Below are 26033 nucleotides of genomic sequence, written 5' to 3'. Positions count from 1 at the left end.
CTGTTTTTATATTAATCGGCAAACTTAAATGTGACATGCACTTCATCCGAGAGTTTTTGCTCTTCAGGCGAGAAGATAGGAGAGGCACCATCTGACATATTTTTTTGAGCTCTCATGTACTCCATTTGAACCGGTCTAGGGTAATTTACTTGACTTGAACTGTAGTTGATATTATGGATTTTTAGTTCTCCTAATCCCATCGTCTCGCTAATTTGTGCAGCTTTTTCCTTTGCATCTAGGAGGGCTGATTTTAAAAGTTCTTTTTCGTAAGTTTTGATCATTTCCTCAGAAGTTGAAAAAGAAACATCATACATGATATTCTCGCTGGTGTTTAGCTCTTCCACTAATGGCACTATATCTTTTTCAGGGTTCTCTAATTTTATTTTTACAGTCTGAGAGGCAATATAACCACTGTCCATTGCACTGCCATCTCTATAAATTCGGTTGATGTTTACTCGGTAGTTGTCGGTCGTGATTTTATAATCTTTAATATCACTTTTCTTGACTAAATTTTCTACTTCCTTGGTTTTCTTATTGAGCATGGCTGAGGCATCAGAAGCTTTCAGGGATTTTTTCTGTATGTTGACCATGACAATGGCTTCATCGGGGATAATGGAAATTTCGCTTTTTCCGGTAACTTGAATTGTATTAGATACAGTTTGGGCAAATGCGGTCATGTTGCCTATTAAAATAACTGCGAATAATAAGAATGCTTTTTTCATAGTAGTACTCAGTTTTACTACCCTAACGTCAAAACTTGAGCCAGTGTAACATTCAAGAGATAAAAATATGTCAAATTCCACTTTTTTGCTTTGTTAACTTCATAAATGGCAGTAATTTGCCGATCGATTCATTTAGCATGTATAAAAAAAGTTTTTAATATGATTAATCCGTGGCATGACGTTCACATTGGAGACGAAGCTCCTGAATATGTGATGGGCGTTATTGAAATCCCTAAAGGAAGTAAAGGAAAATATGAGCTGGACAAGAAGACCGGCATGTTGATTTTGGATAGGGTTTTATTTTCAGCTGTTCATTATCCTGCTAATTATGGTTTTATCCCACAAACTTTTTGTGAAGATCATGACCCATTGGATATTTTGATCATTTCTCAGATAGATATTCCGTCCATGACTTTGGTAAAAGCAAAGGTGATTGGAGTCATGAGAATGGTTGATGGTGGTGAAGCGGATGACAAAATCATTGCAGTAGCGGCAGATGATCAGTCCGTGAATTATATCAATGATATAGATGAGCTTCCGCCTCATTTGATGAAAGAGACCCACAGATTCTTTGAAGACTATAAAAAGCTGGAGAACAAAGAAGTGAAGGTGGAGGACTTTCTGGGTAAAGAAGATGCTATGCGTATTATTCGTGAAAGCATCGATCTTTATGACAAGAATTTCAGAAATCAGAAATAATATTATGGCTGTCTTCGGACAGCCATCTTTTTTTAAATGAATGTAAGGGCCATTTGGCGGAAACTTAGCTGCCAGAATAGCTGATCAACACCATATTTTTTGTAATTTGCGGCTTTGTAAATTATACGCTGCATGTCCAAGTTTGATCATATAAGACCATTTTATGATACTGAAGTCAATAAAGCCATTCTGGGAATAGTTGACGATCCTATGATGAAGGCCATCATGAACTTCACATTTCCAGAAATGGAAGATAATGAATGGAAGAAGCAATTGAGCAGAACACACTCCATTCGGGATTTTCAGATCAACTTTATCTACCCTGCTATCAGGATGGTGCTGAAAAAAAGTTCTGAAGGACTGAGCTATTCAGGCTTTGATAAATTGGACCAGCATACAGCTTACCTTTTTATTTCCAATCACCGGGATATCATATTGGATACTTCTTTGCTGAACTATACCTTATATAATAATGGGCAGATGATGACTTCTTCTGCAATTGGGGACAATTTGGTAAAGAAACCATTTTTGATGGCATTATCTAGGTTGACCAGAAATTTCATTGTTCAGCGGGGTTTACCTGCCAGAGAGCTACTGGAGAGTTCCAAATTAATGTCAGCTTATATTCAGGAGCTCTTGATGCATGAAAATCGTTCTGTATGGATAGCTCAAAGAGAAGGCCGGACCAAAGATGGAAATGATGCGACACACAAGGGGGTGCTGAAGATGATATCCATGGCTAGGGGAGAGCAGAGTGAAATGGATTACTTTAAGCAGCTAAATATCGTTCCGGTTTCTATTTCTTATGAATATGATCCTACAGACATGCTGAAAATGCCGGAGTTAATGGCCAAATCACGCGAGGAGGTTTATGTCAAGGAAAAGAATGAAGATTTTATTACACTGCTGAATGGGATTATAGGTCAGAAGAAGCGAATCCATATCCATGTGGATACAGCGTTGGATCAGGAAATTGACTTAATTGTTAAGTCAGCGGATTCTCCCAATAAACAATTTCAGGCATTGTGTGATGTGATTGATGATAAGATTATTGCAAATTATAAGCTTTGGCCAACGAATTATATAGCTCATGATTTGTTGAACAATAGTGATCAGTTTGCTGTTGAGTACAGTGCTGATGAAAAAGAAGCGTTTGAGAAAAGGTTGGAGAATGGGGTGGATACCAAAGATGATGTTGCTGTAAAGAATTTTTTGGCAATGTATGCTAATCCTGTAACCAATCAAGAGGCTTTAAAAGTGAAGGAATAGAACGCTTTATTATTCCTCAGCGGCATTCCAATAGGAAAGTCGCTGACAAGAGCTGATTTCTAATGTATAGAAATTGAATTCTTCGGTTACTTTTCCCTCAAGTAAGTAAATTCCCTTGCCAGTCAAGGGAGATTTTTTTACAATAGGAGGGAAGTGGACAGTGTCGATCCAATCCCCGTTTCTATCTAGAAAAGTCCCAAAGTTCATCGTGTCTCCTTTTACGGTCCTGGTGTACTTTACGGTGACCAGGTAACCCACTATTTGAATCTCTTTCCCAATGTATTGAGCAATATCTTTGGCTTTTGTGTCGGGGATATCGTTGTTTTTAAGCAAGAGGAAAGGATCTTTTAAAGGGAATTCCATGATTTCCAGTTGATCTAAAATATCCTGTCGGGGATCGTTTTTTTCTAGTATGGGGACTTGCATGTCTCTTAGACCAAACTGTCTAAATAAGTGGGTGGAGGGTATTTTGGTTTTTTGTTTGTTGAGTAAAAAATGGGCTTCCCAAAGCAGGGCTTGTTTAGTCTTTGCCACAAAGCGAAATGCATCAATTCGAATCAGTATCAGCAACTGTTCCAAACTGATGTTTATTCGGCTAATAAAATCCTTTAAATCCGAGAAGGGGCCTTCTAGCTGCCTACTATTCAATATTGTATTGATGACGTCTTTTTGGAGGTACTTTAGGTGGATAAAGCCAAGGTATACTGTTTTACCTTGAATGGACGTAAGATAGATGCTTTCATTGATGTGGGGAGGTTCGACGTTTGCACCACAGGCCATTAATTCCCTGATATAAAATTCTGTTCTATAAAACCCCCCAAAGTTATTGATCACACCTACCATGAATTCCAAAGGGAAATGGGCCTTGAGGTACAGGCTCTGATAGCTCTCTACGGCAAAAGAAGCTGAGTGACCTTTGGCAAACGAGTAACCTGCAAAACTTTCGATCTGAAACCACACTTCTGAAGTGACTTTTGTGTCCCTTCCTTTTTCTAGGGACTTTTTAAAGAAACTTTCTTTGACACGTTGAAACTCGGTTTTTGAGCGGAATTTTCCACTCATGCCTCTTCTAAGTACGTCTGCTTCATCAAAGGATAGGCCAGCAAAATGGTGGGCGACTTTGATAACGTCTTCTTGATAGACCATGATTCCATAAGTCTCAGGCATGAGGTCGTAGAGTATAGGGTGAGCTCTCGATTTTCTCTCTTCGGGCTTACGATGTCTTAAGATATATTCCCGCATCATACCGGATCTTGCTACACCTGGGCGGATGATGGAGCTGGCAGCTACTAGTCCTAGGTATTCATCAGCTTCTAGTTTGGCCAAGAGCATCCGCATGGCTGGTGATTCCACGTAAAAAGCCCCTATCGTATGCCCTTTGCATAAGTGGCTTTTGATCTTGGGGTCTTTCTTAAAGGCTGCTATTTGGTGAATGTCCACTTTTATTCCGCGATTTTGGTGGATGATTTCCAAGCTGTCCTTAATATGTCCTAAACCTCTCTGGCTTAGAATATCAAATTTTGCGAAGCCGATTTCCTCAGCTGTTACCATGTCAAAATGGGTGATGGGGAAGCCTTTTGGAGGAAGGTCTGTAGCTGTGTAATAATGGATAGGATGCTGGGAAATGAGGATTCCCCCAGCATGAATGCTTAAGTGATTCGGCATACCATGGATCAAATGGCTGTATTTTAGAACCAGCTCCCCGATCTTGTCGGGAAAGTAATGACCCGGTTTTGAAACATAGTTGATCAGGGCTTCTATATCTGTTTTGGGCAGTCCAAAGACCTTTCCTAGTTCTCTGATGGCAGAATTGACCTGGAAAGTATTGTGGGTAGCCAACAGGCATACATGCTCTGCTTTTTTAGTGTTATAGGTGTTGAAAATGTATTCAATGATCTCGTCCCTGTCACGCCAAGAAAAGTCAATGTCGAAGTCTGGTGGGCTAGAGCGATACAGGTTGATAAACCTTTCGAAATAGAGGTCTAATTCTATGGGGTCTACGTCAGTGATAAATAGGCAGTAAGCAATGATACTGTTGGCTCCACTTCCTCTCCCTACATAATAAAACCCTTTTTTCCGAGCATATTTTACGATGTCATAATTGATCAGGAAATAGGAGACAAAATCCTTTTGCCGGATGATGTCCAACTCTTTTTCTATTCTAGATGTTTGATTTTCACTCAAAGGTGTGCCATACCTGGATTCAGCCCCATTATAGGCCAATTCCCGGAGCAATTCCAGATCTTTTTCCTCCGTGCCTAAAATCCCCTTTTTGTTATGAACTTTTTGATAGCCCTCAAAGAAGTTGCAGCTGTTTAATAGTTTTTGTGTGTTTTGGAGAAGCCAATATTGGTTTTCGCAGCGGTCAACTAGGTCAGAAAGGTTGTAGAGTTGATCTGTTTTGTTGGCTTGTGCTGCCGGTGGTAGTTTGCTTAAAAGTATATTGAGTTCAATGCAGCGCAAAAGTCGATGGATATTGAATGATTGCTGAGTAGTGAAACTGGCAGGCTGTAGTAATACCCAGCGATGCTTTTGCTGACTCCATGGGGATCGAAGTGCCTTTTTGATTTGGTCTGGATGGATGCCTATATATTCGTTAGGCTCCAATTCAGAATATTGCTGAGAAAATGGATAGATAATGGCCACATGCTGCCATTTGGGGGCTCTTTTAGGAAAGGGGATATTCTTCCTTTTGTGAAAAGAAAGATGGAGGTTGATTTCTAGAAATCCATGGTGGTTTTTGGCAAGTCCTATGTATTGCTGCTCAATGCCATTTCTGAAGTCTATGCCAATTACCGGATGGATGCCTGCAGCTTTGGCTTCCTTTAAAAATGGATATACTCCAGCTGTGCAATTGATGTCTGTCAAGGCCAAGGCGTCGATGGATTTACTCTTGGCTTCTTTGACCAATTGGGAAATGGACATGGTGCCATATTTAAAACTAAAGTAAGAATGGCAATTGATATACATAGCAGAAATATATTTACAAATATATAGTTTATTACATGAACATTTGTAAGTTGTTTTTATAAACTTTTTACTTGTTTAAGGAAAAGGAATTCTTGTTCAATATGTGGTTTAAAGCGCCTTTATTGTTATCTTTGGGTAGTAAAAACAGTTCTAGTATGAAGAGTTCAGGTGCAGCCATGCTGGCAGCAAAATGTCCCAGATGCCATAAAGGCAATCTTTTTCCAGTTTCTCTTATTAGCTTTAGAAAGTTATCAACTGTAAACCACAATTGCCCTCATTGTGGTGTGGTGTTGGAGCCTGAGCCGGACTTTTATTATGGAGCCATGTATGTGAGCTATGCACTTTCAGTAGCTTTGGTTATCAATGTGATGATCATTTTGAACTATGTATTCGGTGACCCTGACTTATGGGTGTACATTGTGGCTGTTGGAGTAGCAAATGTTTTGTTGTTGCCCATAATGCTCCGCTATTCCAAAGTCTTGTATTTATATGCAGCAGGAAAAATCAAATATGACCCAAAGGCTTAAAGAAGCTTAGTTTTTGAGATATTTTTGGGGTTGCCACATCATTTTGTTGATACTGATGGTAATGCCAATCAGTAAAAAAAGAGCAGGAAGTCCTCCGAGGCTGGACAGCATCTTTACGCCATCAATACCGGCAAAGGTTACCATAACCCATGCCAAGAGACCAACTAATGTTCCCCAAATCACTTTTAAACTAGTATCCGAATCAAAGTCCTTTAAAGAAAAGGACTTCATACTCAAGGAGGCCATTGCTTCTGTACTCGAATCAGCAGCCGTGACATAACTGATAAACATGGCGAGGATAAAAGCAGGGGCCAAAATATTGGACCAGCCAATGTTGGAAAACACTTCATAAATGATAGACTCAGGGCCGGACTGATTCAGTAGCTGATTAAAGTGGCCGGAGTCTTGGTTGGCGTAAAATAGAGTGCTGCCTCCAAAAATACTCATCCATGCCAGGCAAAATATGGCTGGGAAAATCCAGTTAAATAGAATGAATTCGCGGACTGTTCTTCCGTAAGCAATTTTGCCTAAAAACAAAGCAGTTATTGGCGCCCACGCCATCCAATTGGCCCAGTTAAATACGGACCAAGATTGACTCCATTCGCTACCTTTGATATCTCCCCACTGGAGACTTAAAGGGAGGAAGCTTTGTGCATAGCTTTTAATGCTTAAAAGGCTATCTTCTAGGATTGGAACAGTAGGGCCTATGGAGAAAATAAGCAAGTTGAAAATCAAGAAAAAGCAGAAGTTGATTTGGCTTAGATTCTTGATTCCTTGGTTTATTCCTGAGGAGGCGGAGACAATGAATGTAACCATAATGATCAAGGTGACCCCAGGCAGTAGAAACTCTTTGTCAAGTGTGTTCCATTGGTCCATTAAGCCACCAGAGATGCTTAGGATCCCTGCCCCAAGAGATGCGGCCATCCCTGTTACCAAAGCAAATAGGCAGACCATGTCTATACTATTGGAAATCTTATTTCGACCGTTTTGTCCCAAGATAGGCGATAAAGGGCTGCTTAAGCTGAATTTGAGTTGGGAATTATAAACGGCCAAAGCCACTCCTAATGCCGGGATGCAATAGATGGCGTAAGGAGTAAATCCCCAGTGTAGAAAGATTGCTCCCATGGAGAACTGTTTGGCAGCTAAAGATCCACTGGAAAAGTATTTGAAGTCCGGTGGATGAAGAAAGTGAAATAAGGGTTCCGCGCTGCCCCAAAACAAGATGCCTACCGCCACAGTGGTACATAAGATAATTGAAAACCAACTTAGTTTACTGAACTTTGGCTGTGCTTTGTTGCCTCCTATTTTGATTTTTCCCAATGGGGAAAAAATAATGAGTATACAGGTGATTACCATCGCAAAAGAGGTGTAGGAGAAAAGCAAAGAGAAATTTGTCAAGATAAATCTATTAATGAGTTCCATAGACCTCTCAAAAAGATCTTCAGCAAAAATGCTAACCAATACGGCTATTGATATCAGAATAAACGGTGGCCAAAAAACACTTTTTCGTAATGGTGTATCAAAGATGTTTTGGGATTTTTTCAAACCAAATGGGGGTTAAGGTAGTTGAAAATGAAATAAATTCAGATTATCTGCATTGATGTCACTAACCTAGTTTATTTTGTTTTATCAATCGCAAACCTGCCTAGCCAGTAGATGTAAAGGAAGTTGGAAGTATAAAACTCAACAAAAACCACTATTCCTGTCAGCTAATATTCTTTATTGGCAAAATAGTGGATAACATGACTAAAATAAAAGGTAAATTAACAATAGCAATCTTTTGGGGCGATTGTTGCTAGTGTTAAATGGTAATAAGTTTTTGAGGATTGTTAATAATGATTTAGCATGATTGTAAGAACCCTGTCTTTTCCTTTTAGATATGCATTTGCCAAGTTAAAGAAAGCGGTAGGTAAATTGGGAGAAATAAAAATTGAACCATTATATGCCTTTGGAAATGAGGATCGGATTTATGTAAAAGCCAGAGTGTTGGAGGCTTATAAGCAGAGCAAGCCTTCAGCAAAGAAAAACAGTTTGCAGAATATTTTGGCGGCTTTAAGGAGATATGCTGGCAGCAGTGTTCCTGATGCCAAGGTAGAGGTGTTTTGTCTTGGGCAGAAGAAGGTAGTTTTAAGCGATGATGAAGGAATCATTGAGTGTGAATTTGATGCAGAGACAAGTATGGTCAAGGAAAAGCATCGGGTTGGTTTTAGCTTAGTCCCTGAGTCGGGTCTGATTCCCGAAAAGAGAAAGAGCTATCTGGATGTCAAGCAATTTGCTAAAGACCATCCTATTGGTGTGATTTCGGATATAGATGATACGGTGTTGATTTCACATGCTACTGATATAGGTAAGAAGTTATGGCTATCGGTTTCAAAAAATGCTTATACCAGAAGGCCGTTTCCGGGAGTTAGTGAATTTTATAAAGAGTTGACAGATCATGGTAAACATCCTGTTTTTTATGTTTCCAGTAGTGATTGGAACTTGTTTGATCTAATCAAGGACTTTTTGAAATATAGAAATATTCCTTTGGGGCCTATTTTACTTCAAGATCTGCATTTGAATTTAAAAAATATATGGAAGTCAGGAGGGGGGGATCACCTGCATAAATTGGAGAAAATCAGGATGTTGTTGGAGCTATATCCCGGAATGAAATTTTACCTGATAGGGGATAGTGGTCAGCATGATCCCGAATTGTATGCTCAGGTGATCAAAGAGTGTCCTGGGCGAATAAAATCTGTCTACATAAGAAAAGTCAAAAAGTATGGTGGAGAAAGAGACCAACTATTACAGGAGCTTTTGAAGTATGATCAAAGTCCGGAAATGGTTTTTGTAAAAAGTACCCAAGAAGCCATGCAGCATGCTAAAGAACATTCATTTATATCATCATAAAATATGGATAAAGATTATTTATTTGTGCTTAACCCGATTTCCGGAGAAGGGGATGACCGGGAAGAAGTAAAAGAAATGGTGTGCAATAGTCTCTATGGGACTAATGTTGAAATTTGGGAAACTACCGGAAAGGATGATGTGAGAAAGGTGAAGGAAATGCTTCAGAAGCAGGACTGGGATGGAGTGCTGGTTGGTGGAGGGGACGGGACTGTGAAGATGGTGGTGGAGGCTATATTGGGGATGGACCTGCCTCTTGGAATCATTCCTTTGGGGTCGGCAAACGGGCTGGCCACAGGTTTCGGTATTCATGGAATATCTGACGCATGTCATGCCATTAAAACAGGAAAAGTGAAAGGGGTAGATCTTTGGAGGATCAATGAAGAGATTTGTATCCACTTAAGTGATTTTGGGTTCAATGCTGGCTTGGTGAAGAAATCAACAGGGCAGGCAGGCAGGGGGATGATGTCTTATTTTAAAAGCTCTGTTGCACAATTTACAGAATTGAGGCCTTACCAATTTGAAATCCATATTAAAGGTGAAACATTTGTTGTAGAGGCAAGGATGCTGGTAATCGCCAACGGGAATAAGTACGGTACTGGAGCGTTGATCAACCCGTCTGGCAAGATTGATGATGGGAAGTTTGAGGTGATCGCTTTAAACCCAGAAGGGATTGATGAGATAGTGTCTCTATCTGTAGACTTATTCAAAGGAACGTTAGAATCAAATGAAACAGTGAAAATTTGGAAGGCCGAAAAAGCGGAGGTAAAGAACCTTGATGGGGCGGACTTTCAAATCGATGGAGAAGTAATGCCTCAGACCGAATCTATCAGTATAAAAGCCGAAATGAATAAAGTCAACTTTTTTTACTTGGAATAAAGTCGGTCTGAGGTTTATTGGAGCCTATTGTGTTACCAATCTTCTTTGGGCCATGGCATATCCTAGGTGCATGCCCTCATGAATACTATTGAATTCAATGGCTTCTTTGATGCTGGTAAGTGTAACCCCAAAGCTGGTGGTGTACTCTTTGAATTCCTTAAAGCTCCCGATCAATAGATCATTCTTTAAGTTTTCAAGGCATGATAGCGCCAAGATTTTGAGATTTTCCAGTTCTTTTTCTGAAATGGGAGCTTCAGGCTTGGTCCCTTTTTTATATTTTTCTACCAAGTCATCTTCTACCAATAAGGGTAGGCCTGAGAGTTTATAACAGATAATTTGTTGTGTAACGACGATATGTCCAAAATTCCAGGCTATGTTGTTATTAAAGCCTTTCGGGATTTGATTGATTTGATCTAAGCTGAGGCCATTGATCAAATTGATGAAATTTTCCCTGGTTTTAATGATGTGGTTGATATCCATGGGCTTAAGAAAATGTTAGATGATTCCGATTAACGGAGGCTAAAGTTAAAGGGAAAACTTTATAAATAAGCGTGAATAAATAAAAAAGCCGACTGGAGAGTCGGCTTTGAAATGTTAAACGTTCAAGGAATAGCTTCCTCTATATTCCCTTTTGACGAATTGATTGGCTTCGTCAAAATTGGTTACTTTCATGTTAGGACCATCCCATACGAGTTTGATGCCTCTTCCTGGGTAATCAAATCCATCGTCATCTTTTCGAGGCTTTCTGATGTCATAACTTCTAATCGCCAAGTTACCCATCAACACAGACTCTGTAAGCGGTCCAGCGATAGAGAATGGAGAACTTAGTTCTTTGAATTCTTTACTTCCATGCCCGGCTACACAGGCTTTTACCCATTGCGCGTAGTGACCATTATCACCATTTTCTACTCTTGGAATGGTCATTGGTACCTTGTCACCATCTTCTCTTGAAGTAGGCAAAAGCTTAGGGTCAATGCCGTATGTTGAGCACATCATTTTGCCTTTTGTGCCTTCTATGATTACACCGTTTCCACCATCGCCCATTTGTTCGTTAGGGCCAAGCTCTTCTGGACGTGCTGGTTGAATGCCGCCGTCCATCCAGTGGAATTCAAGGTCTTCTTTTCCTGGGGTTTTAAATTTCAGTGTAACATGTGAAGAAGGAGGGCAGCCATCAGGAAAATAGCCCCTTTTGAACTCTCCTACGTATACAGAGCCTACACTACATTCTGCTTCAGATGGATAACCCAGTCCCAAAACTCTGAAGGGAGGTTCCATAATGTGGCAGGCCATGTCGCCAAGTGCTCCTGTACCATAGTCCCACCAACCTCTCCAGTTGAATGGTACCAAGTTGTCCACATATTCTTTGTAAGGGGCTGTGCCCAGCCAAAGGTCCCAGTCAAGTTCAGTAGGAGGGGTGATTCCTTTTTCTGGCCATTTGATGCCTTGTGGCCAAACTGGTCTGTCTGTCCAGCACCAAACTTTGGTAGCCTCGCCGATCATGCCAGCATTGTACCATTCCATCATTCTACGTACACCATCTCCTGAAGAACCCTGGTTTCCCATTTGGGTTACCACTTTGTACTTTTCTGCTGCTTGGGTCAGCATTCTTGCCTCGTATATATCATGAGTCAAAGGCTTCTGAACATACACATGTTTGCCCAGCTGCATGGCAGCAATGGCTTGGACTGCGTGGTTGTGGTCAGGAGTGGACACTGTCACTGCGTCAATATGTTTGTGTTCTTTGTCCAGCATTTCTCGATAGTCCTTGTAATATTTGGCTTTAGGGAAACGTTCTCTTGAGGCGACAGCTCTTCTGTCATCTACATCACATAGGTAGCCGATGTCGGCCAATCCACTTTTGTACATTGCATAAATATCGCTTTGGCCTTTTCCACCTGCTCCAATTCCAGCAACTACGATTTTGTCACTTGGGGCGGTGAATCCGGGTCCGCCCAATACATGTCTTGGTACAAGGTAAAATCCAGCGGCTGCAGTGGCAGCACCTTTCAAAAAGTCTCTTCTAGAGTTATGCTCTTTGAGTGAGTTTTCTTTTTTCATGGGTAATATTGTCGGTTTTTATATATAGTTATGGTTTTTTTAAAGGAGGCTTAATTTAGAGAAAACTTTTTTTACGTCAAGGCAATTGGAAGGTTTTCATATTAAATGGCGTTAATTTATGATAAATGGTCTTTGTAAATACTGTGTTATTTTTTCTAAAAATAAGCTTGATCAATTGCTAAATCGTTAAAATATATCAGGATATTGAATTAATAGTGGGGTGAAAGTTTAATTTATTGGATACCGTGTTTTGTAAAAAAATTAACTAAGTTTAGGGGCTGTATTTCATGATATTCCAAACCCATTGAGTTATGTTAAAAACTAAAATAGGAAAAGCATCAGGGGTAGTACTACTGATCATCATGTCCTTTGCGTGTAGCAAGCCTGCACCCAAGCTTTCAGATGTGGCCCTGATTCCTCTTCCGGACATGGTGGCAGAAGAAGCCGGAGCGTTTGAATTGGACGAATCCACCAAGATTTTTGTTGAGCAAGATGATAAAGGACTTCAAAATGTTGCTGAGTTTTTATCGTCTTTGATCAATAAATCTACAGGTTTTAATATTCAGGTGGTAAAAGATGAACCCGCAGAAGGTAATTTTATTGCTTTGAAAATAGGAGCGGGGAGTGGAGAAGAAGCCTATAAACTAAATGTAGGCTTGGAAAAGATTGAGATTTCTGGAGCTACTGCTGCCGGAGTTTTTTGGGGAGTTCAGACTTTGAGACAATTGATGCCTGACCAAATCGAAAAATCTGGAGAGTATGAAGGGGTGGATTGGCTGATTCCAGCTGGATCGATTCAAGATGACCCTGAATACGCTTATCGTGGAAGTATGTTGGATGTGGCTAGACACTTTTTTAGTGTGGAAGATGTGAAACGCTATATTGACTTGTTGGTGATGTATAAGATTAATTATTTGCACCTTCACTTAGCCGATGACCAAGGCTGGAGGATAGAAATCAAGTCTTGGCCAAAACTGACAGAGATCGGTGGTAGCACAGAAGTAGGTGGCGGTGAAGGAGGTTTTTATACTCAAGATGAGTATAAGGAGCTTGTATCTTATGCTCAGAAAAGGTTCATTACGATTGTTCCGGAAATTGATATGCCAGGTCATACCAATGCTGCATTGGCATCATATCCAGAATTGAACTGCAACGATGAGTCTCCTGAACTGTATACAGGAATAGAAGTAGGGTTCAGCACTTTGTGTACGGACAAAGAGGTTACATATCAGTTTATTGATGATGTAATAAGGGAGTTGGTGGAATTAACTCCAGGCCCCTACATCCACATTGGTGGAGATGAATCCCATGTTACAGCGATGGAAGATTACATTCCTTTTATAGAACAGGCACAGGATATTGTTAACTCTTATGGTAAAAAGGTGATCGGCTGGGATGAAATAGCCCATGCGGCATTACGGCCAAGCTCAACTGCTCAGTATTGGGCAAAGGCAGAAAATGCTAAATTGGCGGTTGACCAAGGAGCAAAGGTTTTGATTTCACCAGCTTCTAAGGCTTATTTGGATATGCAATATGACTCTACCACTGAGCTGGGATTGCATTGGGCGGCCTATATAGAATTAGACAGTGCTTATATGTGGGATCCAGCAAAATTGGTAGAAGGGATCGGTAAGGAAAATATATTAGGTGTGGAAGCTCCTTTATGGACGGAGACCATCACCAAGATGGAGGATATAGAATATATGGTTTTCCCGCGCTTGATTGGGATTGCTGAGGTAGCATGGACTAGTCCTGAGAAGCGGGATTGGGAAAGTTACAAGGGCCGTTTAAAGAAGCATACCAATAGGCTTGAAGCTCTTGGAGTAGGTTACTATCAGTCGCCATTGTTGAAAGAAGAAATAACTAAATAAAAAAGCAAAAGCCGATTTTGACAAAATCGGCTTTTGCTTTTTTATTTCTAAGGAAATCTTTCCCTGTGCTATCTCGATTTTTCAAGAGCTCTCTCTACATCGGCTATGATATCATCATGATGTTCCAGTCCAGTAGAAAGCCTGATAAGGCCTGGTAAAATGCCAACCCTTTCTCTTTCCTCTTCACTCAATTTACTGTGTGTAGTAGAGGCAGGGTGGGTGATGATGCTTCGGCTGTCTCCGAGGTTAGCTGTGACTGTGATCATTTGAAGTTCATCTATAAATCTTTTGGCTCTTTCTATTCCTCCTTTTAAGGTCAAGGTAATTATACCTCCACCATGTTTCATTTGTTTTTTTGCCAAATCATACTGCGGATGACTCTTTAGAAATGGGTATTTTACAAATTCCAAATCTGGACTGTCCTGAAAGTATTCGGCTGTTTTCAAAGCATTGGCACAATGTCTTTCCATTCTTACGGCAAGGGTCTCCATACTGCGTGAAAGGATCCAGGCATTGAAAGGCGAGATAGAAGGTCCTGTGTGTCTGGTGAAGAACTGTACATCTTGAATGAACTCTTTTTTTCCTAAAATAAGTCCGCCCAAAACCCTTCCTTGGCCATCAATGTATTTGGTGGCACTATGAGCTACAATATCAGCGCCCCATTTGGCAGGTTGCTGTAGGTAAGGAGTGGCAAAGCAATTGTCTACAACCAAGATTAAGTTGTGGGCTTTGGCAAACTTGCCGATCCATTCCAAGTCGATGATTTCAAGGCCTGGGTTGGATGGGGTCTCTATAAAGAGCATTTTGGTGTTGGGCTGTACCAACTTGTCCCAGTTTTCAATATCAGAGATATCACCATAAGTTGAAGTGATGCCCCATTTGGGGAATAAGCGTGTAAGCAACTGGTGGGTAGATCCGAAGAGGGACCTGGCAGCAAGGATATGGTCTCCCTGTTGTAATAGAGATGCAATGGCTCCAAACATAGCGGCCATACCAGAAGCAGTGGCAATTCCATCTTCAGTACCTTCCACTGCACAGACTTTTTCAATCAAGTCAGTACTGTTGGGGTTGGCATAGCGTGAATAAATATTCCCTGGGATTTCATCCGCAAACATTTGCCTTGCTTCCTCTGCACTGTCAAAGGTAAAGCTAGAAGTTAGGTAAATTGGCGCAGAATGTTCTCTTTGGTTGGATTTGGAAGAAGCAATTCGTATGGCTTCGGTTTCAAAATTCTTATTGGACATGATATTCTATTTCTATGGCTTAATTAAAATAATTGATAGGTGCATTCAGTTCAAAAAAAGGAATGCATGGATAAAACCTGAGTAATGTTGATAGAGGTGAAAAAGGAAGGTGCTCTTAATTGGATCATAATTTCTAATTTATAGTTCCCTATTTATTGGGGCAGGTATTGGCACCTTTTCGTTGCGGCGAATGGTTGCCAGAGGGTCGCAGAGCCTGATCTCTCGCCTCTTCTTTATAAATCAGTTGCCTGAATTGCTGCAAAGTAAAGGCAGTCATTTTGAAATTCCAAACAAATTCCACATTAGCCTACAGAAAATCTAAAACATGCTAAGTGTCTGTTCACGGGAAATAATTTTCAAGAACTTCTGCCCAAAGGTCATACCCTTTTTTGTTCATATGAAGTCCGTCCTCTATAAATATTTCCTTAATAGGTTCTCCAGATTCATTGAGAGCGATGTCCCAAACATTAGCAAAGCTTACATTAGCTGTTTTTTCACAGTAAACTTCCATTAATCTGTTAAGAGTGTTGTAGTCTTCTTTGAGTGTCCATCTTGAAAGGCTTGGTTTAGGGCTAATCAAAACAATCTCAGCATCTGGTAGTTTTGATTGAATCTTAGTGATCAACTTTTTCATGGTTTTGAGGATGGTAGAGGGCTTTTTGCCGCTGGCCAAATCATTATCTCCTTCATAGATGAAAATTTTATTGGGTTTGTAACGGAAGATTAATTCGTCGGCAAAATGCATTAACTCGTGGGTTTGTGATCCTCCAAATCCAGTGTTTACAATGGTTTTATTGGGGAAGTACTCGGGAATGTTTTTCCAAAGTCTGATGCTGGAGCTTCCGGTAAATAAGTATACAGTAGCGTTTCCATTTGGTATGGGGGTGGTGGCAATAATTTGGTCTACTTCATTTTTGAAACGTTCAGGACCTTCTTGAGCGAAAAGTCCATTAAGTGAGCCAATAAAAAAGAAGGTGAATAATAGTAAGAAAGAGAGCTGTTTTTTTTGGTTGTAGAAGGTCATTTTGCAGAAAGTTTATTTCAATGAATTTATTAATAAAGTACGGTAATTGTTTCTTTGGGATAGGAGTTTATTTTGTTCGGGTGAAATTTTACATTTTCGGACACAAAAGCGTACGTTTTTATACAATGCACGATTTTGAATTGGAACGAAAATTTTGAGCCGCCAAAAAAATATTTGGATCTATAACGTAAAACCCACCCTTGGTGTCAAAAGAAACCATATTCGTCACATTTATTATAGGAGGACAAGTAATAAAAGTAATTTAAATGGACTATAGCTCGTTTTTTGAGAAGGGGATGAGGAATAGAAGAGGTTATGAGATACTTTCTTAACGTTTTGAATGAATAAGATGAAACAGTTTTTGTGGTTTTGCAGTGGGGCAAATATGGCTCTCTTAAAGAAATGTCCTACTGAATCCAATAAATATATGGGGATTGGTGGTACTGTATTTTTTACAGGAATTCTTGCTGCCCTATCTGCAGGTTATGCATTGTACACTGTGTTTGGTTTGTGGTATTGGGGGGTAGTATTTGGTTTGGTCTGGGGAGTGATGATTTTTAATCTTGACCGATTTATAGTTTCGAGTATGAGGAAGAAGGAGAGTGCTTGGTCTGAGTGGAAGTTAGCTTTTCCAAGATTGGTATTGGCGGTCTTTTTGGCATTGGTTATCTCCAAACCACTTGAATTAAAAGTATTTGAAAGAGAAATTAACAGGGTGGTGGATGAAGGTAAGATTCAGGCAATGACAGAGGCGAAGGTAGGTTTGGAAGGGGCCTTTCCTGAAGTGGCCAGATTGGAAGAAGAAAACCAAGCTTTAAGGGATGAAATTGCAGCAAAATCGGCTTTCAGGGATCAAAAGCAAAAGGAATATGATGAGGAGCGTTTTGGGGTGAAAACTCCAGGTACTACAGGGATAGTGGGGCTGGGAACCAATGCCAAGAAAAAGGAAGAGCAGCTTGATGCAGCCCAAGTAGATCTGGAAGCTATTCAGCAAAGGAATTGGGCCAAAATTGATGAAAATGAAATGGCCATTCAGGAAGCGATGGGCAGAAGGCAGTTTGCATTTGAAGAGCAGCAAAAGAGTATAGGCGAATATGATGGTTTAGCAGCAAGGATGGATGCTTTGTCGTCTTTGACTGCAGGAAGCAATGCGATAGCCTTGGCAAACCTGTTTATTATATTATTATTTGTGGCCATGGAAACTGCCCCGGTTTTTGTAAAATTGATCGCAGGCAGGGGGCCGTATGATGAGTTGATGGATAAAGCCGAAAGTGAGGTTGCGGTCTATGCCAAGGAGATGAAGTTTAAGAATGAAGAGAAGAGTAGACAGCGTTTGCAGTTGTTTAAAGAGACATTGGATGTGGATACTGAGCTGGCGATTAAGAAAGCCATTCACAAAAGTAAAATTATGACCAATACAGAAATGGATGCTTTAGAGAGAAGTATGAGTACTAGGAAAGAGGAAGAAGCGCCACAAGAAACTTCTTCCTGATTGGTAAAGCCTAAGATATTGAATGAGCTGAACGAAGGTTATTTGGGGCACATTTTCTAGCAATTCCCTCCAATTGGTCCATGACATCTGGGACTGATTTCCATTCTGTCAAGCTGATCAATCTGGCGATGAAGTTCAAGATAATCCCTGGTTTTGCTATTTTTTGTCCAAGTTTGGCAATTGAGAGGTCTCTTAAGCGTAGGCAGTCATCTTGGTCTAGGGCAATTAGGTATTCATTTGCGAATTTCCAAGCCCCATCTCTGGCGAGCTTGATGCTGAAGTCCAGAAGTATTTCATCTTTTCCTTTTGCAAATTGGATCAAAAAGCCAAACACGGGAGAAACTAGCGACAAATTGGCTTTTACACCGTCCACTATACTGGCAAGGATAATGTTGATTTTGTCAAAGTCATTTTTTATGCCCAGCATGTCTTGTCCGTTCATGGTCAAGACCGCTGCAATGCCAAGGTCAAGATTGATATGAGCGTTGATGCCAAGAAGGAGGTGCTGCAGGATCATGTGGCCGCTGGCTGTGGAAGTATTGAATGCACAAGCCCAACTTTGGGTTGGTGAGGCGGAGGTTAGATGGAGTTCATACGCTTCAAAGAAGCGCGTGGCGAAAAGAATGTCAAGTTTTTCCATTCTTGGGTTATCCTCAAATTCGTCATTTTCTATGCCTTCTTTGATGCGCTTGGTTACCTGTCTATAAAGTATTGCAAAGTAACCTATTCGACTTTTTTTGGCTTTACACTGCAAAACAATTTCGTCCATTTTGTGCAGAACATCTTCAATGGTATACATGGTGAGAGCTTATTTAAAACAATTTGTTAAGAAATATAAGGATAAAAATAGAATAGGTTGGAGTGGGCATACTTTAGTTGGTTCCAGGAAAGATAAGCTACTGGTTATCTTAAATCCAGGTTTTGATTTGCAATTGGTGGTTTTGTTAAACTTCAAAATAATTTTTTGTCAAACTGACTGTTGGAGGTTTAATCGTTTTAGTATTTTTTATTTAGGGTGGTTTGGGTTTTGTAGGCGGGAAAATGCAGTAATTAGTATTTTGTAGCTTATTATGTGAGAAAATTATTTTTGGTGTTTTATTGTATTGAAAAATATTTTTACTAAGTTTAAAGAAGTTTTGGTTCTAAAAACGAGGATTAAATTCCTTTTTTCCAAAATATATACGGCTGTTAGTCAGTTAAAATAAACCCATTCGAGGAATCTAAACAAAGATTCCTCTTTTTTTTGTATTTTTTTTAACCGCATTCTTTATTACTAACAAAAATCTATTTAAAAACAGGTGTTTTTTGAACCAGTTTTTATACTTTTTGCAAAATAGGTGTTTAGGAATTGCGTTTTTAACCCGATAGAATTCTTAAAGTGTGTTAATAGGCATAAATATGGTTTTTTTAAACGTTGTTTTCGCTTTTTCACGTTTTTATGACAGATTTCAAGCGAATAATTACCCTGTATGATGAAATTGTTAAATTTTCTTAACAAATAAGTTTAAGGGCGATCATTTGCGCTACATTTTTGGTATAAGTAGGTGTCAAATCAAAAAGTTGAATAAGGTAAATATGCAATAAACAAAAAGAGCTGCCATAAGGGCAGCTCTAAATATAATGGATGTTATACTAGTTTAGATGTAATTGTATTCTGGTTTCCAATTTTCGATAGTTTTATTGAAGAGGGAGTGGTTGGCCAGGTGGATACAGGTGGCTGTAGTGGCACCACTAAGTACGTTGGAGGCAGGCATGGCTTTAGTTTGGATGGATTTATAAAAATCCTCCAACGCATACCAAGTACCGTCCTTGGTTTTCTCTTCTAAGATAGGAATGCCTTTACCGTCTTTCCAGGTAAGTTTGGTGGCTCCAGATACGCCGTCTACGATTTGCAATTCTTCCATTCTTTCCTTTTCTGGATAGAAATAGCCTTCATTCATAAGCAACTCGACAGTTCCTTGAGTACCCTTAATGCTAAAAGAGTATCCTTCTCTGGCGTTACTACAAGTAGCTCCGAAATTGCCTATCATCTCTTCTTTTTCATATCTAAGCAAAAGTTGGACATTGTCAAAAGTTTCTCGGCCGTCATGATAGTTGTCAATGCCACCTGTTCCAATAATGGTATCAGGATGCGTTTCGAATGCCCAGTTGATAAAGTCGATTTGATGACTCAGTAATTCTGCAGGAAGCCCCCCAGAATAGTCCTTATACATTCTCCAGTTGATGATCTTTTCCAAAGAAGGATCAGGAACTGGTCTTTTCCAATTCCAATTTCTGTCCCACCTTGAATCGATTTGGGTTATTTTACCCAAATAACCTGACTGGATCATTTCCTTAACCTTATAATATAGTGGTGTATAACGGTATTGGTGTCCGACTTGAAGTGTAAGTGAGGGTTTATCTTTGACGATCTTGATCAATTCCATGGCTTCAGGGATGCTGTAGGTCATGGTCTTTTCAAGGTAAACGTGTTTTCCTGCTTCGAGTGCAGCCTTCGCAGGTGCAAAATGCATATTGAGAGGAGTGGCTATGATGACAGCGTCAATGGACTTGTCCTCGACCAACTTTTCGTATTGTTTGTAAGTCTTAAATTTGTGCTTTGGGAAGGCTTTATAAGTTTGGTCAAGCCTGAAATCCATCACATCACAAACAGCAATGATGTCAAATTGTTCTGGCATTCTAGACATCACATGCATGATACCTTTACCCCTGTCACCACATCCGATTACTCCGACTTTTATAGGGGCTTCTGTTTGGCTATGGAGAGCATTAGCCATTTGGTAAGGGAATAAAGATCCGCTCAAGACTATGCCGCCGGTTTTCATAAAGTCCCTTCTATTCATGATTGCATTTAATATATTTTTTAAACTTAATTTTTTGACAAGTTCTAAATATATGTCATTAATAAGTGAAAAAGAAATGAGAAGTTTTTGAATGGGTATAATTTTGTTTTAGGTAAATATTTAATGTATGGTAGGTTCAAATAGCTTAGTTGCCTAAGCAAAGGTTATGAAAGTGCAGTGTGTGTAAGTAAAATGAGGATTTATTGATTAGTTTAACGTTGTAAAACTAAATAAGATTAATGGGGCATGTATATCTATGGAGCTTCAGGCCATGCAAAAGTGGTCATTTCGGGCGTAGAAAGCCAAGGCATAGGGATTTTTAAGGTTTTTGATGATAATCCGGAATGTACCTCATGCTTGGGGTATCCTGTTTCTTTTTGGGATGCTGGGGAATATGAGGAGGGTGGCTTGATGGTGGTCGCTATTGGAGATAATGTGATAAGAAAAATAGTTGTGGAACGATTAGGGTCTGAAGTTCAGTTTGGTAGAGTGTTTCATCGGCAGTCAGTGATCAGCAAGTATGTGGAGATAGGAAAAGGTACAGTGGTCATGGCAGGAGCTATAATTCAGGCTAATGTTAAAATAGGAGATCACGTAATTGTCAACACAGGTGCTGCAGTAGATCATGATTGTGAAATAGAAGACTTTGTGCATATTGCACCAAGTGTCACCCTGTGTGGTAATGTTCATGTCGGGAAAGGAAGCCTTATCGGCGCAGGAAGCGTTGTGATTCCTGGAATTAGTATAGGTGAGAACTGTGTAATTGGGGCAGGGTCTACGGTTTTAAGAAATGTCAGTGATGGAGAGACTGTTTATGGAGTGGTCAAATAGTAAATTGATATTATGCAGATAGAAGATATAAAACAGAAAATACCCATGATTACTGACCGCCATTTGTTGGCCGAGTTGGCAGAAAAGGGTGTCTTTCAAGAAATAGCTTCAGGGGTTACGATTATGGAGCCTGGTAAATTCATTAAGATGGTTCCTTTAGTAATAGAAGGTGCCGTAAAGGTGCTTAGGGTAGATGAAGAAGGAAAGGAGCTTTTTTTATATTATTTGTATCCAGGTGAAACTTGTGCGCTGTCCCTTACCTGTTGTGATGCGAGTAAGGCTAGTGAGGTCAAAGCGGTGGCAGAGGAAGATACCATTATACTTGGTGTTCCGGTCAGGGTTCATGAAGCATGGAGTGAAAAATATGCACAGTGGAAAGACTTTGTGACGCAAACTTATCAAAGGAGGTTTCAGGAAATGCTTAAAGCACTGGATGCTGTGGCCTTTTTGAAAATGGATCAAAGATTGGCTCTTTATATTTTGGCCAAGATGAAGAAATTTAATAGCACAGATCTTCAGCTTACACATCAAGAAATAGCCAATGAACTTGGGACTTCCAGAGAAGTGATATCCAGGCTTTTAAAGCAATTGGAGAAGAAAAAGTGGATAGAGCTGGGGCGAAATAAGATCTATGTGAGAGAAGATTTTGAAGAACTGATCATGTAATTTTATTTTTTAGATTTCAAAACCAAAAGAGGTACAGAACTGTGGATGGCCATTTGGGCACAATGACTTTTACTTAAAAGGCGGTCAAAAAAACTGAAGTGTTTGCTAAACATGCTTAGTAGCGTGTTGGGGTAAGTCTCAGTAAACTCACGGAGGCCCTGGTTTACTTCTTTGGCTTCGATTTCATGAAAACTAAATGATAGTTTTGGAAAATGATCGTCTAAATAATTTGACAACTCGGAAAAAGTAAGACGGTGAATTTCTTCACGGTCTTTTTTGATATGAATGATCCTGTAAGGAAGTCTGTAATCGCGTGTAAGCGTAATGAGTTGCCCTAAAAAAATAATGTCACTCCTGTTTAGCTCCATCGCTAAGGAAATTGAAGATACATTTTTAAAAGTTGCGTGCTTGGGAATGGATAGTGTCGGGATGTTACTTAATCGAATTACTTCCGTGGTGGTAGAACCTAATAAGTTTTGAGTAATACCACCTTCACCCTGAGAACCAAGTACGATAAGATCATAGGCTTCTTTTTCTGCGCTATTACAAATGGCAGAAATAGCATTCTCCTGCTTGATAATAAAATTAGTGCTAACGCCCTTTTTGATTAGGCTTTTTTGATATGACTTCAATACCTTTGTGGCTTGATTCTCCAAATTCACCACATATTCGGCAGTTTGTGCTGCAAAATCATACACTGGGGTATAGGCAAACAGTAATGTTAAGCTACTTTGAGGAGTGTTTGCAAGGTAACTTGCAAATTCCAAGGCGTTGAATGCATTGTCTGAAAGGTCTGTAGCAACAAGGATTTTCATGTAGTCCAACAAAATGTCTTATATGAATATAAGGACTTAATGAGATAATTTCAATAAGTTATTGGTTATAAATGGATTAAGTGTGAGGGGTGTTTTGTTTCGAATAGTTTGGAGAAAAGGATAGGACTTAATGTAACAAATGTCACAACCGTTGGAAAATGAAACTACTAGTTTTGTTGAAAATTAGGAATTAGTAATCAACCGCACATGGATTTAATAGTAATAATTGGTTTTTTGGCTTCAATACTTATTGGTGTTAGTTTGGGTTTGATCGGGGGAGGAGGATCTATTCTTACAGTTCCGATATTGGTTTATCTTTTAGGGATTACTCCGGTTTTGGCCACCGCTTATTCCCTGTTTGTTGTAGGAAGTACTTCCTTAGTAGGCTCAGTAAGTTATATGAAGAGGGGCAGTGTATCCTATAAAACGGCTTTGGTTTTCGCAATTCCTTCGTTTACTGCCGTGTTTCTTACCAGAAAATATTTGGTACATGCCTTACCGGAAGTGTTGCTCACCTTTCAAGGAATAGAGGTCACAAGAGATGCAGGGATTATGGTGTTTTTTGCCGTGATTATGGTAGCGGCAGCATTCTCCATGATCAAAAATGGCAAGAAACTTCAGCCTGAAAGTAATGGGGATGACTTGAACTATCCGCTAATTGCTGTTCAAGGTTTGATGGAAGGGACTGTAACAGGTATAGTAGGCGCTGGTGGAGGCTTTTTGATTATCCCGGCATTGGTGCTGTTGGCAAAGCTCCCAATGAAAAAAGCAGTAGGCACATCACTGCTAATAATAGCTGCGAAATCATTGCTTGGCTTCACCGGTGATCTTACTACTCAAAAGATAGACTGGGCATTTTTGTTGGTCTTTACAGGACTTAGTGTTTCAGGAATATTTATAGGAAGTATGTTGTCCCGAAAAATCAATGATGCTGCGTTAAAGAAATCATTTGGGTGGTTTGTACTGATCATGGGTGTTTACATTTTATTCAAAGAAATAACCGGAGTATGAGAGAAGCTTTTTCTTATGTGATAGAAGTCACTTTTATCTAGATAAGTATTCTCTAATTTAGTGTCATAATTAAATCTCTAAAGGGAACTTTTGCCCTCTGGAGAAAGTATTAAAGTAATTAGTTAACCGTGTATATTATCAATTAGAAAGATGAAAATAGAACAAATTTATACAGGATGCTTAGCGCAAGGGGCTTATTATATAGAATCTAATGGAGAAGCCGCTATCATCGATCCACTTCGCGAAGTCGATCCTTATATTCAGAAGGCTGAAAGAAACGGGGTAAAAATAAAGTATGTTTTTGAAACGCATTTTCATGCTGATTTTGTTTCTGGGCATAAAGATTTGGCCGCAAAGACGGGTGCTCAAATTGTTTTTGGTCCTACAGAAGCAAAACTGGGATTTGAAGCTGTAGTGGCAAAAGATGGCGAGAAGTTTGAAATAGGTGGAGTTAAGGTTCAAGTGATACACACTCCTGGGCATACCATGGAAAGTTCCTGCTATCTGTTGACCAATGAAGAAGGGAAACAAGAGGCGATTTTCACAGGTGATACCTTGTTTATTGGAGATGTAGGCCGTCCGGATTTGGCGCAGAAAGTGTCTGAAGACCTTACTCAGGAAAAGCAGGCTGGCCATCTTTACGATTCTTTGAGGAATAAGATCATGCCTTTGCCTGATGACTTGATCGTTTATCCTGCACATGGAGCAGGAAGTGCATGTGGTAAAAATATGAGTAAAGAGACCTCGGATACCCTTGGCAACCAAAAAAAGACAAATTATGCTTTGCAGGAAATGAGTAAAGAGGAGTTTGTGGAGAAATTGATCAATGGCCTGACACCACCTCCTGCATATTTCCCACAAAACGTGATGATGAATATCCAGGGTTACGACAGTATCGATGAGGTCCTAAAGAGGGGTGAACAGGCATTGAGTCCAAATGAATTTGAGGCTGCTGCCAATGATACTGGAGCAGTTATGTTGGATACTAGGAGCCCACAGGTATTTGCCAAAGGGTTTGTACCTAACTCTATTAATATCGGAATTGATGGCAGTTTTGCAGTTTGGGTAGGGACCATGATCCCTGATGTAAAGCAAGAAATTTTGGTGATCGCCGAGGAGGGAAGAGAAGAGGAAGTAATTACTCGATTGGCTAGAGTGGGATATGACCATGCTATTGGTTACTTAAAAGGCGGTTTTGAGGGATGGGAGCAATCTGGAAAAGAAGTAGATGCTATCGAATCCATTTCAGCTGATGAATTGGCAGATATTAAGGCAAAGGATTCTGAGGTCTCAATTTTAGATGTTCGCAAAAGCAGTGAATTTGAAAGTGAACATGTTTTAGGAGCAGTCAACGACCCTTTGGATTACATCAATGAGAATATGGATACCCTTGACAAAAACCAAATCTACTATGTCCATTGTGCAGGAGGGTATAGGTCTATGGTCTTTGCTTCTATCATGCGAGCGAGAGGGTTTGAGAATATGATAGATGTAAATGGAGGCTTTAAGAGCATCAAGGAATCTGGAAAATTTGAATTGACAGAATTTGTATGTCCAACTACCAAACTCTAAACTGATCTTTCAATAAAATATGAATAGAAAAGGGGATGGTTTTGTCCCCTTTTTAAATTAATAAACTTTATGGAAAAACTTATTGATTGGATTAGCCAGCCATGGCCTTGGTACGTGGCGGGTCCACTGTTGGGATTGACAGTTCCTGTTTTGCTATTGATAGGGAATAAGTCTTTTGGAATTTCATCTTCATTAAGGCATATCTGCGCAGCCTGTGTACCTGCCAAAATTCCATTTTTCTCATATGATTGGAAAAAGGAGGCCTGGAATCTTTATTTTGTATTTGGAGTTTTGGTGGGAGGGATGATTGTAGGATTATTTTTCTCAAATCCTGAGGCTGTTGTGGTGGCTGAAAGTACTCAGAAAGATTTAGAGGCATTGGGAATCACGCAATACTCTAACTTACTTCCTTCCGAAATCTTTAATTGGCAAAACGTATTTACCCTGAAAGGACTCGTTTTTTTTGTGTTTGGAGGTTTTATGGTGGGCTTTGGGACAAGATATGCGGGAGGCTGTACATCAGGACATGCCATCATGGGGATTAGTAACTTACAGTGGCCATCAGTGGTGGCTACCATCTTTTTTATGTTGGGTGGATTTGCAATGACGCATTTGTTTTTGCCAACACTTATGAAAATTGCAGGATTCTAAAAT

22 protein-coding genes and 1 riboswitch are annotated in these 26033 nt (G+C 39.8%); of the genes, 12 read left to right on the top strand and 10 right to left on the bottom strand.

The window, feature by feature from the left end:
• Positions 1 to 11: 11 nt before the first annotated feature.
• Positions 12 to 722, bottom strand: coding sequence for an SIMPL domain-containing protein (locus IFO69_RS02760; protein ID WP_192007991.1), 711 nt, complete (start codon positions 720 to 722; stop codon positions 12 to 14).
• Between the two features lie 159 nt (positions 723 to 881).
• Here IFO69_RS02760 and IFO69_RS02755 point away from each other — a divergent pair, with 159 nt between their 5' ends.
• Together IFO69_RS02755 and IFO69_RS02750 are read left to right on the top strand one after the other, a co-directional pair.
• Positions 882 to 1421: an inorganic diphosphatase gene (locus IFO69_RS02755; protein WP_192007985.1), complete on the top strand. Its 540-nt coding sequence runs from the start codon at positions 882 to 884 to the stop codon at positions 1419 to 1421.
• 132 nt (positions 1422 to 1553) lie between these two features.
• The gene (locus IFO69_RS02750) at positions 1554 to 2690 is read left to right on the top strand and encodes a 1-acyl-sn-glycerol-3-phosphate acyltransferase (RefSeq protein WP_192007983.1); all 1137 of its coding nucleotides are present in this window, start codon (positions 1554 to 1556) and stop codon (positions 2688 to 2690) included.
• Between the two features lie 9 nt (positions 2691 to 2699).
• Here the strand turns inward: IFO69_RS02750 and IFO69_RS02745 are convergent, their stop codons facing one another.
• On the bottom strand, positions 2700 to 5660 hold the full coding sequence (locus IFO69_RS02745; RefSeq protein WP_192007978.1) for a DNA polymerase III subunit alpha: 2961 nt from the start codon (positions 5658 to 5660) through the stop codon (positions 2700 to 2702).
• A 155-nt stretch (positions 5661 to 5815) separates the two neighbouring features.
• On the opposite strand from IFO69_RS02745, the gene IFO69_RS02740 reads away from it, so the two are divergent.
• The gene (locus IFO69_RS02740; RefSeq protein WP_192007973.1) at positions 5816 to 6187 is read left to right on the top strand and encodes a DUF983 domain-containing protein; all 372 of its coding nucleotides are present in this window, start codon (positions 5816 to 5818) and stop codon (positions 6185 to 6187) included.
• A 6-nt stretch (positions 6188 to 6193) separates the two neighbouring features.
• Here the strand turns inward: IFO69_RS02740 and IFO69_RS02735 are convergent, their stop codons facing one another.
• Positions 6194 to 7732 carry a BCCT family transporter gene (locus IFO69_RS02735; RefSeq protein ID WP_192007970.1) on the bottom strand — a complete coding sequence of 513 codons (1539 nt, stop codon included), beginning with the start codon at positions 7730 to 7732 and terminating at the stop codon, positions 6194 to 6196.
• 300 nt (positions 7733 to 8032) lie between these two features.
• Between IFO69_RS02735 and IFO69_RS02730 the strand changes: the two genes are divergently transcribed.
• Together IFO69_RS02730 and IFO69_RS02725 are read left to right on the top strand one after the other, a co-directional pair.
• Positions 8033 to 9076 (top strand): App1 family protein, encoded by a 1044-nt coding sequence (locus IFO69_RS02730; protein ID WP_192007966.1) that lies wholly within the window; start codon positions 8033 to 8035, stop codon positions 9074 to 9076.
• 3 nt (positions 9077 to 9079) lie between these two features.
• Positions 9080 to 9952, top strand: coding sequence for a diacylglycerol/lipid kinase family protein (locus IFO69_RS02725; RefSeq protein WP_192007956.1), 873 nt, complete (start codon positions 9080 to 9082; stop codon positions 9950 to 9952).
• Positions 9953 to 9976: 24 nt separating this feature from the next.
• On the opposite strand, the gene IFO69_RS02720 is transcribed toward IFO69_RS02725, so the two are convergent.
• Together IFO69_RS02720 and IFO69_RS02715 are read right to left on the bottom strand one after the other, a co-directional pair.
• A complete protein-coding gene (locus IFO69_RS02720) occupies positions 9977 to 10432 on the bottom strand; it encodes a DinB family protein (protein ID WP_192007948.1) in 456 nt (151 codons plus the stop codon).
• Between the two features lie 114 nt (positions 10433 to 10546).
• Positions 10547 to 12010, bottom strand: a complete 1464-nt coding sequence (locus tag IFO69_RS02715) for a Gfo/Idh/MocA family oxidoreductase (protein WP_192007945.1) — start codon at positions 12008 to 12010, stop codon at positions 10547 to 10549.
• A gap of 311 nt (positions 12011 to 12321) precedes the next feature.
• Here IFO69_RS02715 and IFO69_RS02710 point away from each other — a divergent pair, with 311 nt between their 5' ends.
• Positions 12322 to 13881 carry a beta-N-acetylhexosaminidase gene (locus IFO69_RS02710; RefSeq protein ID WP_192007937.1) on the top strand — a complete coding sequence of 520 codons (1560 nt, stop codon included), beginning with the start codon at positions 12322 to 12324 and terminating at the stop codon, positions 13879 to 13881.
• A gap of 68 nt (positions 13882 to 13949) precedes the next feature.
• On the opposite strand, the gene IFO69_RS02705 is transcribed toward IFO69_RS02710, so the two are convergent.
• Both IFO69_RS02705 and IFO69_RS02700 read right to left on the bottom strand, forming a co-directional pair.
• On the bottom strand, positions 13950 to 15125 hold the full coding sequence (locus IFO69_RS02705; RefSeq protein ID WP_192007934.1) for a trans-sulfuration enzyme family protein: 1176 nt from the start codon (positions 15123 to 15125) through the stop codon (positions 13950 to 13952).
• Between the two features lie 135 nt (positions 15126 to 15260).
• Positions 15261 to 15367: riboswitch (SAM riboswitch) on the bottom strand.
• Positions 15368 to 15465: 98 nt separating this feature from the next.
• Positions 15466 to 16149 (bottom strand): GDSL-type esterase/lipase family protein, encoded by a 684-nt coding sequence (locus tag IFO69_RS02700; RefSeq protein WP_192007924.1) that lies wholly within the window; start codon positions 16147 to 16149, stop codon positions 15466 to 15468.
• A 340-nt stretch (positions 16150 to 16489) separates the two neighbouring features.
• Here IFO69_RS02700 and IFO69_RS02695 point away from each other — a divergent pair, with 340 nt between their 5' ends.
• Positions 16490 to 17641 carry a DUF4407 domain-containing protein gene (locus IFO69_RS02695; RefSeq protein ID WP_192007920.1) on the top strand — a complete coding sequence of 384 codons (1152 nt, stop codon included), beginning with the start codon at positions 16490 to 16492 and terminating at the stop codon, positions 17639 to 17641.
• Between the two features lie 10 nt (positions 17642 to 17651).
• On the opposite strand, the gene IFO69_RS02690 is transcribed toward IFO69_RS02695, so the two are convergent.
• Together IFO69_RS02690 and IFO69_RS02685 are read right to left on the bottom strand one after the other, a co-directional pair.
• Positions 17652 to 18440: a DUF5995 family protein gene (locus tag IFO69_RS02690; protein ID WP_192007917.1), complete on the bottom strand. Its 789-nt coding sequence runs from the start codon at positions 18438 to 18440 to the stop codon at positions 17652 to 17654.
• Between the two features lie 838 nt (positions 18441 to 19278).
• Positions 19279 to 20484 carry a Gfo/Idh/MocA family protein gene (locus IFO69_RS02685; RefSeq protein WP_192007912.1) on the bottom strand — a complete coding sequence of 402 codons (1206 nt, stop codon included), beginning with the start codon at positions 20482 to 20484 and terminating at the stop codon, positions 19279 to 19281.
• A gap of 246 nt (positions 20485 to 20730) precedes the next feature.
• On the opposite strand from IFO69_RS02685, the gene IFO69_RS02680 reads away from it, so the two are divergent.
• Positions 20731 to 21315 carry an acetyltransferase gene (locus IFO69_RS02680; protein WP_192007909.1) on the top strand — a complete coding sequence of 195 codons (585 nt, stop codon included), beginning with the start codon at positions 20731 to 20733 and terminating at the stop codon, positions 21313 to 21315.
• Positions 21316 to 21327: 12 nt separating this feature from the next.
• Complete coding sequence (locus IFO69_RS02675) at positions 21328 to 21981, top strand: Crp/Fnr family transcriptional regulator (RefSeq protein WP_192007906.1); 654 nt, start codon at positions 21328 to 21330, stop codon at positions 21979 to 21981.
• 2 nt (positions 21982 to 21983) lie between these two features.
• Here IFO69_RS02675 and IFO69_RS02670 read toward each other — a convergent pair whose 3' ends face one another.
• Positions 21984 to 22796: a universal stress protein gene (locus tag IFO69_RS02670; protein ID WP_192007903.1), complete on the bottom strand. Its 813-nt coding sequence runs from the start codon at positions 22794 to 22796 to the stop codon at positions 21984 to 21986.
• A gap of 207 nt (positions 22797 to 23003) precedes the next feature.
• On the opposite strand from IFO69_RS02670, the gene IFO69_RS02665 reads away from it, so the two are divergent.
• From IFO69_RS02665 to IFO69_RS02655, 3 genes are all read left to right on the top strand, one after another.
• Positions 23004 to 23807: a sulfite exporter TauE/SafE family protein gene (locus IFO69_RS02665; protein ID WP_192007901.1), complete on the top strand. Its 804-nt coding sequence runs from the start codon at positions 23004 to 23006 to the stop codon at positions 23805 to 23807.
• A gap of 150 nt (positions 23808 to 23957) precedes the next feature.
• Entirely contained in the window at positions 23958 to 25379 is a 1422-nt protein-coding gene (locus IFO69_RS02660) for an MBL fold metallo-hydrolase (protein ID WP_192007897.1), read from the top strand.
• 69 nt (positions 25380 to 25448) lie between these two features.
• Complete coding sequence (locus IFO69_RS02655; protein ID WP_192007894.1) at positions 25449 to 26030, top strand: YeeE/YedE family protein; 582 nt, start codon at positions 25449 to 25451, stop codon at positions 26028 to 26030.
• The last annotated feature ends 3 nt before the right edge of the window (positions 26031 to 26033 follow it).

It is taken from the genome of Echinicola arenosa, assembly GCF_014841125.1.
Lineage (GTDB): Bacteria > Bacteroidota > Bacteroidia > Cytophagales > Cyclobacteriaceae > Echinicola > Echinicola arenosa.
Note: the sequence above shows the minus strand (reverse complement) of the source record. Positions and strands in the feature narration are given on the sequence as shown.